Source organism: Labrys sp. F242 (assembly GCF_057813875.1).
In genome coordinates, this window is sequence record NZ_JBVASG010000003.1 from 142,259 (window position 1) to 153,960 (window position 11,702).

The window sequence follows — 11,702 nt, forward strand, 5'->3', positions numbered from 1 at the left end:
GGGAAGCCGCAACGCCTCCCATGTGGGTGCTGCACCTCAATCGGACAAGAACCGGCCGGAATTGGGGCGCGTTACAAAGGATTAATGCCGATTGGCCGTGCTTAATGCGCCTCTTCCCAATTGCTGGCGGCCCGTGAATCGACCTGCAACGGCACCTTGAGCTGCAAGGCCGGAAGCGCTGCGTGCTCCATCACCTGGGAGACCACCGGCAGCGTCGCCTCGACTTCCTCCTCCGGTGCTTCGAAGACGAGCTCGTCATGCACCTGCAGCAGCATCTTGGCCGAGAGCCCGGCCTTGATGAGGGCACCATCCATCCGGCTCATCGCCCGGCGGATGATGTCGGCGGCCGAGCCCTGGATCGGTGCATTGATGGATTGCCGCTCGACGAAGGCCCGCTCGGAGGGGTTCTTCGATTCGATCGCCGGAAAATGCATCTTGCGACCAAAGACGGTCTCGACATAGCCGCGGGCGCGGCATTCGGCCTTCATCCGGTCCATATAGTCGCGGATGCCGGGGAAGCGCTCGAAATATTTCTTGATATAGGCGCTCGCCTCCTCGCGCGGAATCGAGAGCTGGTTGGCGAGGCCGAAGGCGGAGATGCCGTAGATGATGCCGAAATTGATGGCCTTGGCGCGCCGCCGCACCTGGGGATCCATGCCCTGCACCGGCACGCCGAACATCTCGGAGGCCGTCATGGCGTGAATGTCGACGCCGTCCTCGAAGGCCTTGGTCAGTTGCGGGATCTCGGCGACATGGGCGAGTACGCGCAGCTCGATCTGCGAATAGTCGGCCGAGATCAGCTTGGCGCCGGGAGCGGCGATGAAGGCCGAGCGGATCTTGCGCCCTTCCTCGGTGCGCACCGGAATGTTCTGCAGATTGGGCTCGGAGGAGGAAAGGCGCCCCGTGGTGGTCGCCGCCAGGGAATAGGAGGTGTGGACCCGGCCCGACTTGGGGTTCACATAGGTGGGCAGGGCGTCGGTATAGGTCGATTTGAGCTTGGTGAGCTGGCGCCAGGCCACGATGCGCCGCGGCAGTTCCAGGCCCTGGTCGGCCAAGTCCTCCAGCACCTGGGCCGAGGTCGCCCATTGGCCGGTGGGAGTCTTCTTGCCGCCGGGGAGCCCCATCTTGCCGAACAGGATGTCGCCGAGCTGCTTGGGCGAGCCGACATTGAAGTTCTCGCCGGCGAGTTCGTGGATCTCCGCCTCGAGCCGGGCCGCGCTCTGGGCGAATTCGCCCGACAGACGCGCCAGGATCTGGCGGTCGATCATGATGCCGCGCGATTCCATGTTGGCGAGCACGGCGACGAGCGGGCGCTCCAGCGTCTCGTAGATGGTGACCAGCCCCTCGGAGACCAGGCGAGCCTTGAGCAGCAGCCACAGCCGCAGGGTGACGTCGGCATCCTCGGCGGCATAGGCGGTAGCGCGCTCGATAGTGACCTGGTCGAAGCCGATCAGCGACTTGCCGGAGCCGCAGACTTCGGAAAAGGCGATCGGCTTATGGCCGAAATGGCGTGACGAGAGTTCGTCCATGCCGTGATTGCCACGCCCGCCATCGACGACATAGGACATCAGCATGGTGTCGTCATAGGGCGCGATCTTGACGTTCTCCTCGCCCATCACCAGCGTGTCATATTTCAGGTTTTGGCCGATTTTCAGCACGCCGGGATCTTCGAGCAGGCCCTTCAACCGCTTTAGAGCCTCGCCGGCATCGACCTGCCCGGCCATCATGCCGCCGCCGAACAGATCCGCCTTGTCGCGATGGCGCAGGGGCACATAGCAGGCCTTGCCCGGCTCGACCGACAGGGAGAAGCCGACGAGATCGGCCTGAAGGGCGTCGAGCGAGGTGGTTTCCGTGTCGAAGGCGACATAGCCGCGTTCGCGGGCCCTGATAATCCAGCCGTCGAGCGCTTCCAGGCTGGCGACGGTTTCATAGGAGCCGCTGTCGAAGGGAATGGCGGTGAGCCTGGCCTTGACGCTTTCCACCACGGCGGAGGGCGTGCCGGCCCCCGTGGCAACCGCCGGAGCGGCAGAGACGCCGTCCGCACCCGGCTTGGGCGCCGGCGTCCTCGCCGGGGCGGGCGAGAAATCGCTGTCGGGGATCTTCAGCGCCTCATCGGGCGCGATATCGGCGACGTCGAGGCCGGCATCCTCGGCGATGCGGCGGGTCAATGTGGAGAATTCCATCGCCTTCAGGAAGGCGATGGCGCCCTTGGCGTCGAGCCCGGGGGCGATCAGGTCCTCGATCGGCGTTTCCAGGGTGACGTCGGTGACGAGCTTCACCAGTTCGCGCGAGATGCGGGCGAGCTTGACGTTCTCGGGGTCGGTCAGGCTCTCGCGGCGCTTGGGCTGCTTGATCTCGCCGGCGCGGGCGAGGAGCCCTTCGAGGTCGCCATATTCATTGATCAACTGCGCCGCCGTCTTGACGCCGATGCCAGGCACGCCGGGGACATTGTCGGTGGAATCGCCGGCCAGGGCCTGCACATCCACCACCTTGTCCGGCGTCACGCCGAACTTTTCGAGCACTTCGGCCTCGGCGATCAGGCGTTCGGGTCGCGAACCCTTGGCCTTCTGGTCGCCGGAAGCAGGATCGAACATCACCACGCCGGGCTGGATGAGCTGCATCAGGTCCTTGTCGGCGGAGACGATGGTGACGTCGGCGCCGGCCTTGACGGCGATGTCGCAATAGGTGGCGATCAGATCGTCCGCTTCGTAGCGGGACTGTTCCACCGGCTTCAGGCCGAAGGCGCGCACGGCAACCCGCATCAGCGGGAATTGCGGCACCAGTTCTTCCGGCGGCGGGGGACGGTGGCCCTTATAGGGCGGGTAGATCTCCTTGCGGAAGGAATCTTCCGACTTGTCGAAGATGATGCCGAGATGGGTGGGCTGCTTGCCCATCACCCCTTCCTTGATCATCTTGTGCAGCACATTGCAGAACAGGCGCACCGCACCCGTGGGCAGGCGGTCGGAGCGGTAATTGTAGCGGGCGTCCTGGTTGATCGACTGGAAATAGGCCCGGAAGATGAAGGACGAACCGTCGACCAGAAAGACGTGGTCGCCCTTTCCGGGTGCGCGCGGAGCAGAAGTCATCAGGGCCTCGTCTTCGGTCTGTTCAAGACTGATTCTTGGAGCGCGATCATACAGGCTCGCATCCAGAAGGCGAGCCTGGGAGCGTAGATCGGAGCGCGGACTTCTCAGCGACACGCCTGCATGTCGCTGAGAAGTCCGCGCTCCGATCATTGCGCCTTTTCGGGCAAGTATCTACATTCGCCCCATGGCATTTTCATCCGAAGAGCTGGAGCGTTACGCCCGGCATGTCGTCATGCACGAGGTCGGCGGCGCCGGGCAGCAGGCTTTGTCGCGGGCTCGCATCTTGGTCATCGGCGCGGGCGGGCTCGGCGCCCCGGTGCTGCTCTATCTCGCGGCGGCGGGCGTCGGCACGCTCGGCATCGTCGATGACGACATCGTGTCGCTCTCCAACCTGCAGCGCCAGATCATCCATGCCACGCCCGATATCGGCCGTCCCAAGGTCGAGACGGCCGGGGAGGCGATCGAAAGACTCAATCCGCATGTGACGGTGGTTCCGCATGCGATGCGCATCGATCCCACCAATGCGGCTGAACTGATCGCATCCTATGATCTGGTGATCGACGGCTCGGACAATTTCGACACCCGCTATGCCGTCTCCGATGCCTGCTTCCATGGCCGCAAGCCGCTGGTCATGGGGGCGCTCGGCGTGTTCGACGCGATGCTGACCACGCTGCGGCCCTTCGAGACCAATGCCGAAGGCGAGCCCAACCCGACCTGGCGCTGCCTCTTCCCGCAGAAACCGCCGCCGGGCACCATTCCAAGCTGTTCGGAGGCCGGCGTGCTCGGTGCGCTTGCCGGCGTGGCCGGCTCGATGATGGCGCTGGAAGCAATCCGCGAGATCGTCGGATTCGGCACCGGCCTCACTGGCCGCCTGATCCATCTCGATGCGCGCGACATGCGCTTCGGCGAGACCCTCTATGGCTGGGACCCCGACAACCCGCTGAATGGCGAAGCCGCGCAAGCAACGGGCGAAACGGCGATGGCGCTCCCCGGCTGAGTGTGGCATTGCTGCCCTCATGACCGAACCGCGATCCTATAGCCGCGTCTTTCTGCGCGCCCTCAATCTCGAAGCCCATATCGGCTATTACGAGCATGAGAAGGGCGTGACCCAGCCCCTGATCGTCGATGTCGAGCTGACTTTGGCTGAAGCACGTTTCGGCGACGACGATATCGAGGGCACGATCGACTATGACAAGATCGCTGCCATCGGGCGTGAACTGGCCGCCAGCCATGCCGATCTCCTCGAGACCTTCGCCGAGCGGCTGGCGCAGCGCTGCCTTGCCTTCGACCGCGCCGCCGCGGTGCGCGTGCATGTCGAAAAGCCTCGCGCCGTGCCGGGCGCCATGGCCGGGGTCGAGATCCTGCGCGTGAAGTGAGGCGGGAAGCGCCCGACACCCACTTCGGCGCCTGCATTACAATTTGGCAAGGCTGGGTTCCCTCGCCGGGCGCGTCCCTCTATTTTGCGCGCGATTGTTCAATCGGGTTGAGATTCCACATGGAAAAAATGATCGAGCGCTGCCTCGTCGCCTCGCGCTGGGTGCTGGCGCCCTTCTATATCGGGCTGGTCATCGCCCTGTTCGTCGTTCTGCTGAAATTCGGGCAGGAATTGCTCCACTATGTCGTTGGCGCCTATGGCTTCACGACCGAGGAGACGGTGATCGGCGTGCTGGAGCTGGTTGACCTGGCCCTGCTGGGCAGCCTGATCCTGATCGTGATCTTTTCGGGCTATGAGAATTTCGTCTCCAAGATCGACGGCACCGAACATCTGACCTGGCCGAACTGGATGACCAAGGTCGATTTCGCCGGCCTCAAGCTCAAGCTGCTCGCCTCGATCGTGCTGATCTCGGCGATCCAGTTGCTTAAAGGCTTCATGCAGATCGAGAAGCTGACCGACCGCGACCTCTATTGGCTGGTCGGCATCCATATGGTGTTCATGATATCGGGCGTGCTGCTGGCCTTCTCCGACCTGTTGCAGGCCAAGGCGGGCCATCCCGATGACTGAGGCCGCCGGCGTGGCGCCGCTCAACTGCTCATGCCGCCATCGACCGGAATGCCGGCACCGGTAATGAAGCTGGCGGCGTCGGAGGCGAGGAAGACGGTGACGTCGGCCACTTCGCGGATCTCGGCGAGCCGTCCCAGCGGCGTCTGGCCGACGACATGGCCGACCGCCGCGCCGGTATCCGGAAACATCCCGGTCCCCACCACATCCTGCGTCAGTTTCCGGCCCATCTCGGTGGGAATCAGGCCGGGATGGATGCAGTTGACGCGCACGCCATAGCCGAGCTTGCCGGCTTCGGCAGCGCCGATGCGGGTGATGCGGTCGACGGCGGCCTTGCTGCCGGAATAGCCGGCAATGGTTGGGAATACGATGGTGGCTGCGACCGAGGCGATGTTGATGATCGCACCGCCCTTGCCGGCTGCTCCGCCCGGCCGCATCGCCCGGAAGGCGTGCTTCATGCCAAGCAGCGTGCCGACGACATTGACATCGAACATGTGCCGCAGGCTGTCGGGCTCGATCTCGGTTACCAAAGCGGTGACTTCCACGCCGGCGTTGTTCACCAGGATGTCATAGCCGCCGATCTGCTCGATCGTGGTCGCGACGGCGTTCTCCCACTGAGCCTCGTCGGTGACGTCGAGCGCTACGAAGCCGTAGGCGCCGCCATGGCGCGCCAGGCTGGAAGCGGCTTGCCGGCCGAGATCTTCGAGGATGTCGCCGATCATTACGTCGGCGCCGGCCTGGGCCAGGGCTTCGGCGATGCCTGCACCGATACCGCGCGCTCCGCCGGTTACCAGGGCCTTGCGGCCCGCCAGATCGAATCGATCGGCCATCCGACTCCCTCCCGATCATGCAAGGCAGCGGGATGGAGAATACCCGTCTCCCCGGCAAGCGGGAGAATGGCGTTTCGCTCGACCCCGGGCAAGGCCGGGAAACAGGCCGGTGGCGGTCAGGCCATTCCTACGGCGCTGCGATGACCTGGCTGCAGGCGGTGGGCAGATCGCTCAGGGTGAGCTGGCGCGGCGGGTGCGGCGGCTTGGGACGCGGTTTGGGATGCAGCACCGCATCCGAGAACCAGTAATCGAGTTCCTTGCCACAGCCTTCATCGCCTGTCGGCGGCTTTTGTGGCGTGCAGGTCGGGCTGCCGCGCGGGCAGGTGATGCGGACATGGAAATGATAGTCGTGCCCATACATCGGGCGCACCTTGCCGAGCCAGGAGCGATCTCCGGTGGCATCGCGGCACATCGCCTTCTTGATGGCTGCGTTGACGAAGATGCGCTCGACCGCCGGATCCTGGGCGGCGGCGCGCACGATGCCCATCTGGCCCGCCGTCCAGGAGCGCGAGACGTCGAGCCGGTCGGAACGCACCATCATCACGGCACTTTTGGTCTCGCGTTCGGCGACGCTCAGCCGGCGATCCGGCATCGGCGTCAGCCAGATGTCGGCGTCGAGTCCGATCTGATGCGAGGCATGGCCCGTCAGCATCGGGCCGCCGCGCGGCTGCGCCATGTCGCCGATCAGGATGCCGGGCCAGCCGGCCACGGTTGGGGCCTTGGCGGCGAGGTTCTTCACCACCCGGATCACGGCGGCATTGCCCCAGGCGCGATTGCGCGAAGGCCGCATGACCTGCCAGGTCGGACCATCAGCCGGCAATTCCACGCCGTTCGACAGGCAGCCCTTGGCATAGAAGCCGATCGAGCCGAGGCCGACATTGGCCGGCGTCGCGGCGCGGCCGAAGAGCTGCTTGGCGGGCGTGGCTGATGTCACCGCGCCGAGCGGCGGCAGCTTGTAGCCGGGCGGGGTGATGTCTTGCGACAGGGCCGGCGCATGGCTCGCCAGGGTCAGCAGCGCCGCCAGCGGCAGGGCGGCCTTGAACGGCGGGAAGATCCTGACGAAACGGCGCATGCATGCTCCCGCAAAGTGATTCGTGACGCCATCCTATCCTGTCTTTGCTGGAACGGCAGCATCGGGCGGCAATCCCTCGGGTTTCGCATCACGCCAGCCGGCGGGCGGAAACCGAAAATTAACCATGTTTGATTCATGCTTTGTTCGGTTTCGGGTGGATTTGCATCCTGTGCAAAAGCGCATGGCGAATGAAGGCCCGGGACGGCCAATGTCAGCGAACCGTATCGAGGAACCTGTCATGCCTGCCCTGCATCTGAGCGCGAGCTTCCGCTGGATCACCGTTGCCTTCACGCTTCTTGTCGCCGCGCTCTGCCCGCTCTCGCCGGCCTCCGCGGGCATCGTGGCCAAGGTCGACATCGCCAGGCAACGCATGACCGTGATCGTCGATGGCAATGTCGAGGCGATCTGGGCGGTATCGACGGCAAGGCGCGGCTACTATACCCCGCGCGGGGTATACCGCCCCAAGCTGCTCAAGCGCATGCACTACTCGAAGAAATACGACAATTCCCCGATGCCCTATTCGGTGTTCTTCAAGGGCGGCTATGCCGTGCACGGCACCTATTCGGTCAAGCAGCTCGGCCGTGCTGCCTCCCATGGCTGCATCCGGCTAGCGCCGTCCCACGCCGCCGCGCTCTACCAGCTCATTCGTCACCGAGGCATGTCGGATACGCGGGTGGTGATCGGCTAAGCAGAATTTCCCGGTGAGGCCCCATTCGTGGGCCTCACCGGGAAATTCTGCGAATGTTTGATAGTATGCAGGCTCCTCTATTTCACCAGTTTGGGCCGGTAATAGCTGCGAATCTGCATATCAGCCGTGCACATTCGCGCGAGAAGCCGTTCCGCTTCTTGACGCTGGGCCGGTGCATTCCTAGCTTGAGGGCAACGGATATTTGCATGGCGATTCCGCCATTCCCGCTGTGGAGATTCTCGAAATGGGTGCCAACACGATCAAGGTCACGGATGCCTCGTTCGCTAATGACGTGCTGAATTCGGCTGAGCCGGTTGTCGTCGATTTCTGGGCCGAGTGGTGCGGGCCCTGCCGCATGATCGCGCCCGCTCTCGACGAGATCGCCACCGAGATGGCCGGCAAGGTCAAGATCGCCAAGCTGAACGTCGACGAGAACCCCCAGATTGCTTCGCAGTTCCGGGTGATGTCGATTCCCATGCTGATCATATTCAAGGACGGCAAGCCCGTTGCCCAGAAGGTCGGCGCTGCTCCCAAGGGCGAACTGTCGCGCTGGGTTTCGGCCTCGGCCGCCTGAGGCCAGAATTATTTATTCGAGCGGACGTTCTAGCGTCTGTTTCGTGTTGAAGGCGGCCCCTCGGCCGCCTTTTTCATGTCGCCAGTGTCGCGGCACGCAGGGCGTCGGCATCACCGATCCTCAAGCCGGCGGCCTCGATCGCCTGGCGTGCCAGCACCACCAATTCGGCGTTGTCCCGGGCCAGCGTGCCATCGGGACGGTGGAGATTGTTCTCGAAGCCGACGCGGGCATGCCCGCCCCGCCGTGCTGCCGCGGTGACGCAAGCCACTTCCTGCGGCCCGAAGGCGCAGAGGCTCCAGGGATCGAAACGGGGCATGCCCTCGGCGAGGAAGGGCAGGAGATCGTCGGGCTGTGAGGTCTGGTCCGCCGTATAGCGGCCGAGCACATAGAGTACGGGCAGTTTCTCGAAAGGAATGAGGCCCCGCCGTTGCAACGCGGCAAGGCGTCTGGCCTCGTCCGGCGTGTAGAGGATGATCTGCGGCATGGCGCCGATCAGCCTGAGAAACAGCAGCAATTCGGCAAAGGCGGCTTCCTCGGCGGTGTCAGGCACCAGTTCGCGCAGTGCGAGCGATACGGCCTCCGGCCGGGTGGCGCGGATGACGGCTCTCTGCTCGGCGGGCGAATAGAGGCCGAGCGCCTCGCTGGTGATCTGCACCACGAGATCCTTGCCTGTCACGGCGCCAATCGCGGTGATGACGGCGCGATAGGCCTCGGCATCGAGCAAATGGTTGCCATCGTTGCGCCGGACATGGACATGGATCATGGCCGCGCCGGCCTCGAGACAGGTCGTGGCTGTTTGTGCCAGGGCGGAGGGCGTCATCGGCAAGGCCGGATGGTCCGCCTTGGTACGCCGGCCGCCATTGGGGGCGACGGCAATGAAGCGCGGGGTATAATCCGGCGTAACCGACAAAATCCGTCTCCGAGCGAGGCTTCATTTGTATCAATACGATAGCATCTGATACGTTTGTTTCAATAATCCTTCCGACGGAGTGCATGGGCATGAACGGGCTTGTGGATCTCGACGGCTTGGCCGGCGAGATCGTCAGGGGCTTCGACGCAATGCCGGCGCAAATCAGGGCTGCCGCGCGCTATGTGCTGGAGAATCCGCGTGATGTTGCTCTGCTGTCGATGCGGGAACAGGCGCGACGTGCCGGCGTTCAGCCGGCGACCATGATGCGGCTTGCCCGCCAACTGGGCTTTGACGGTTACGAGGCCCTGCGGGAACTGCACGCCGATACGCTGCGGGAAGTGCCGACGGGCTTTGCAGGCAAGGCGGGCGACCATCTCGCCCGGCAGGGGCGCGTCGGTGACGAAGGACTGGCCACTGCCATGCTCGGCATGCTCAGCGCCCAGCTCGGCGGGCTTGTGGCAGGCAGGCCCCTTGCCGCATTCGCCGCTGCCGCGCAAACCCTTGCCTCGGCGCGCCGTATCCTTTGTCTCGGCCTGCGGGCGAGCCATCCCGTCGCCTGGCATCTGCATTATGCACTCACCCTGATCGGCAGGCCCAGCATGTTGCTCGATGGAATCGCCGGCATCGGGGCCGACGCTCTCGTCGATGCCGCCCCGGGTGACGTGATGGTGGCCGTCAGCCTGCAGCCCTATACGCGCCTCACCCTCGAACTCGCCGAGCATGCCGCTTCGCGTGGGCTGTCCGTCCTGGCCATCACCGACAGCGAAGTGGCGCCGCTCGCCAGGATCTCCCGCCATCACCTCATCATGCCGACCGCGAGCCCCTCCTTCCTCCATGCCGTGACGCCTGCCTTCGCTGCGGCCGAAGTGCTGGCCGCGCTGGTGGCCGGCCATGACGGCGAGGCGGCGCTCGCCGCCTTGCGCCGGACGGATGCGCATCTGGCCGCCCTCGGCACCCATCTGACCTGACGCCCAGCGCCGAAACTCCCGGGAGCCTCCCCATGAGCCATCTGCTCCACCGCGCCGCCAATGCCGTCATGCCGGTCGCCGTCGGCGGGCAGGGCATCGAACTGATCGATGCCGCCGGCAAGCGCTATATCGATGCCTCTGGCGGGGCCGCTGTCTCCTGTCTCGGCCATGGCCACCCCGCCGTGCTGGAGGCCCTGCACCGCCAGCTCGACAGACTCGCCTATGCCCATACCTCCTTCTTCACCACCGAGATCGCCGAGAGGCTGGCGGACTGCCTGATCGCCCAGGCGCCCGTCGGGATCGAGCGGGTCTATCTCGTCAGTGGGGGCTCGGAGGCGATCGAAGCGGCCTTGAAGATGGCGCGGCAATATTTCGTCGAGAGGGGCCAGTCGGAGCGCCGGCATGTCATCGCCCGGCGCCAGAGTTTTCACGGCAACACCCTGGCGGCGCTCGCCGCCGGCGGCAATCAGTGGCGGCGCGCCCAGTTCCAGCCGCTGCTGATCGAAACGCACCATATCGACCCCTGCTTCGCCTATCGCTTCCAGGCACCGGGCGAGAGCGAGGAGGATTATGCGGTCCGGAGCGCGCAGGCCCTCGAAGACAAGATCCTGGAGCTGGGGCCGGGCAAGGTCATGGCCTTCCTGGCGGAAACGGTGGTGGGTGCCACCGCTGGTGCCGTGCCGCCCGTCGCCGGTTATTTCACCCGCATCCGCGACATCTGCGACCGCCACGGCGTCCTGCTGATCCTGGACGAGGTCATGTGCGGCATGGGGCGCACGGGCACGCTACATGCCTGCGAGCAGGAAGGTGTGGTGCCCGATCTCATGACCATCGCCAAGGGCCTTGGTGGCGGCTACCAGCCGATCGGCGCCGTCCTGCTCAGCGCTGCCATCTTCGAGGCCTTCGCCGGAGGATCGGGTTTTTTCCAACACGGCCATACCTATGTGGGCCATCCCATGGCGGCGGCCGCCGCCTTGGCCGTGCAGGAAACAATCGTACGCGATAGTCTTCTCGCCAATGTCGAGGCCATGGGCGATCACCTGCAGGAACGGCTGGAACAGCGTTTTACCAACCATGCCCATATCGGCGATATCAGGGGGCGGGGCCTGTTCCGCGCCATCGAATTCGTCGCTGATCGCAGCAGCAAGCAGCCTCTCAATCCCGCCCTCAAGCTGCACGCCGCGGTCAAGCGCGAAGCGATGGCGCGAGGGCTGATGGTCTATCCGATGGGCGGTACCATCGACGGTGCGCAGGGGGACCATGTTCTGCTGGCGCCGCCCTTCATCATCGAATGCAAGGAGGTCGATGCCGCGGTCGAGCGCCTGGGGGACGCCGTCGATGCCGCCTTGGCCAGCATGCCGGCCGGAAGCACCTGAACCGCGCCCGATACTGCTGAATGGCAGGAAGATACGGTTCTATCGACGCAGGCCGAAATCCCGTTTAGCAATGAAGCCCTCGGAGCCGTGAGCTGCCGGTGGGCCGTTGAGACGGCTTTGGGGAGCGGCCGCGCCGAGAAGACCGGCATTCCCGGGTAAACCGGGACAGCCAGAGCCTGCTTCGCCCGACCTGGTTCGA

General features: G+C 64.9%; 11 protein-coding genes. 7 read left to right on the top strand and 4 right to left on the bottom strand.

All coding sequences use genetic code 11. The features are described 5' to 3' along the window. Window positions 1-101 precede the first annotated feature (101 nt). Entirely contained in the window at window positions 102-3,086 is a 2,985-nt protein-coding gene (gene polA / locus ACZYTC_RS20355) for a DNA polymerase I (RefSeq protein ID WP_434958692.1), read from the bottom strand. A 184-nt stretch (window positions 3,087-3,270) separates the two neighbouring features. Here polA and ACZYTC_RS20360 point away from each other — a divergent pair, with 184 nt between their 5' ends. From ACZYTC_RS20360 to ACZYTC_RS20370, 3 genes are all read left to right on the top strand, one after another. Then, window positions 3,271-4,083 (top strand): HesA/MoeB/ThiF family protein, encoded by an 813-nt coding sequence (locus ACZYTC_RS20360; RefSeq protein WP_434958691.1) that lies wholly within the window; start codon window positions 3,271-3,273, stop codon window positions 4,081-4,083. A 19-nt stretch (window positions 4,084-4,102) separates the two neighbouring features. Beyond that, a complete protein-coding gene (gene folB, locus ACZYTC_RS20365) occupies window positions 4,103-4,462 on the top strand; it encodes a dihydroneopterin aldolase (RefSeq protein ID WP_434958690.1) in 360 nt (119 codons plus the stop codon). 119 nt (window positions 4,463-4,581) lie between these two features. Next, window positions 4,582-5,088 (top strand): TIGR00645 family protein, encoded by a 507-nt coding sequence (locus ACZYTC_RS20370; RefSeq protein ID WP_441770906.1) that lies wholly within the window; start codon window positions 4,582-4,584, stop codon window positions 5,086-5,088. Between the two features lie 20 nt (window positions 5,089-5,108). Here the strand turns inward: ACZYTC_RS20370 and ACZYTC_RS20375 are convergent, their stop codons facing one another. Together ACZYTC_RS20375 and mepA are read right to left on the bottom strand one after the other, a co-directional pair. Further along, window positions 5,109-5,915: an SDR family NAD(P)-dependent oxidoreductase gene (locus ACZYTC_RS20375; protein ID WP_488990407.1), complete on the bottom strand. Its 807-nt coding sequence runs from the start codon at window positions 5,913-5,915 to the stop codon at window positions 5,109-5,111. Window positions 5,916-6,042: 127 nt separating this feature from the next. Beyond that, window positions 6,043-6,987 carry a penicillin-insensitive murein endopeptidase gene (gene mepA / locus ACZYTC_RS20380; RefSeq protein WP_434958687.1) on the bottom strand — a complete coding sequence of 315 codons (945 nt, stop codon included), beginning with the start codon at window positions 6,985-6,987 and terminating at the stop codon, window positions 6,043-6,045. Window positions 6,988-7,225: 238 nt separating this feature from the next. On the opposite strand from mepA, the gene ACZYTC_RS20385 reads away from it, so the two are divergent. Next, window positions 7,226-7,675, top strand: coding sequence for a L,D-transpeptidase (locus tag ACZYTC_RS20385; protein WP_441770908.1), 450 nt, complete (start codon window positions 7,226-7,228; stop codon window positions 7,673-7,675). A gap of 244 nt (window positions 7,676-7,919) precedes the next feature. Next, window positions 7,920-8,249 carry a thioredoxin gene (trxA, locus tag ACZYTC_RS20390; RefSeq protein ID WP_434958685.1) on the top strand — a complete coding sequence of 110 codons (330 nt, stop codon included), beginning with the start codon at window positions 7,920-7,922 and terminating at the stop codon, window positions 8,247-8,249. A 73-nt stretch (window positions 8,250-8,322) separates the two neighbouring features. Here the strand turns inward: trxA and ACZYTC_RS20395 are convergent, their stop codons facing one another. Continuing rightward, window positions 8,323-9,159, bottom strand: a complete 837-nt coding sequence (locus ACZYTC_RS20395; RefSeq protein ID WP_488990408.1) for a beta-keto acid cleavage family enzyme — start codon at window positions 9,157-9,159, stop codon at window positions 8,323-8,325. Window positions 9,160-9,260: 101 nt separating this feature from the next. On the opposite strand from ACZYTC_RS20395, the gene ACZYTC_RS20400 reads away from it, so the two are divergent. Both ACZYTC_RS20400 and ACZYTC_RS20405 read left to right on the top strand, forming a co-directional pair. Then, the gene (locus ACZYTC_RS20400; protein ID WP_441771184.1) at window positions 9,261-10,127 is read left to right on the top strand and encodes a MurR/RpiR family transcriptional regulator; all 867 of its coding nucleotides are present in this window, start codon (window positions 9,261-9,263) and stop codon (window positions 10,125-10,127) included. A gap of 32 nt (window positions 10,128-10,159) precedes the next feature. Beyond that, complete coding sequence (locus tag ACZYTC_RS20405; RefSeq protein WP_488990409.1) at window positions 10,160-11,503, top strand: aspartate aminotransferase family protein; 1,344 nt, start codon at window positions 10,160-10,162, stop codon at window positions 11,501-11,503. Window positions 11,504-11,702 lie beyond the last annotated feature (199 nt).

Excerpts from the sequence above, each read along its gene's own strand:
- polA (WP_434958692.1), bottom strand. The coding sequence starts at position 3,086 with ATGACTTCTGCTCCGCGCGCACCCGGAAAGGGCGACCACGTCTTTCTG.
- ACZYTC_RS20360 (WP_434958691.1), top strand. The coding sequence starts at position 3,271 with ATGGCATTTTCATCCGAAGAGCTGGAGCGTTACGCCCGGCATGTCGTC.
- folB (WP_434958690.1), top strand. The coding sequence starts at position 4,103 with ATGACCGAACCGCGATCCTATAGCCGCGTCTTTCTGCGCGCCCTCAAT.
- ACZYTC_RS20370 (WP_441770906.1), top strand. The coding sequence starts at position 4,582 with ATGGAAAAAATGATCGAGCGCTGCCTCGTCGCCTCGCGCTGGGTGCTG.
- ACZYTC_RS20375 (WP_488990407.1), bottom strand. The coding sequence starts at position 5,915 with ATGGCCGATCGATTCGATCTGGCGGGCCGCAAGGCCCTGGTAACCGGC.
- mepA (WP_434958687.1), bottom strand. The coding sequence starts at position 6,987 with ATGCGCCGTTTCGTCAGGATCTTCCCGCCGTTCAAGGCCGCCCTGCCG.
- ACZYTC_RS20385 (WP_441770908.1), top strand. The coding sequence starts at position 7,226 with ATGCCTGCCCTGCATCTGAGCGCGAGCTTCCGCTGGATCACCGTTGCC.
- trxA (WP_434958685.1), top strand. The coding sequence starts at position 7,920 with ATGGGTGCCAACACGATCAAGGTCACGGATGCCTCGTTCGCTAATGAC.
- ACZYTC_RS20405 (WP_488990409.1), top strand. The coding sequence starts at position 10,160 with ATGAGCCATCTGCTCCACCGCGCCGCCAATGCCGTCATGCCGGTCGCC.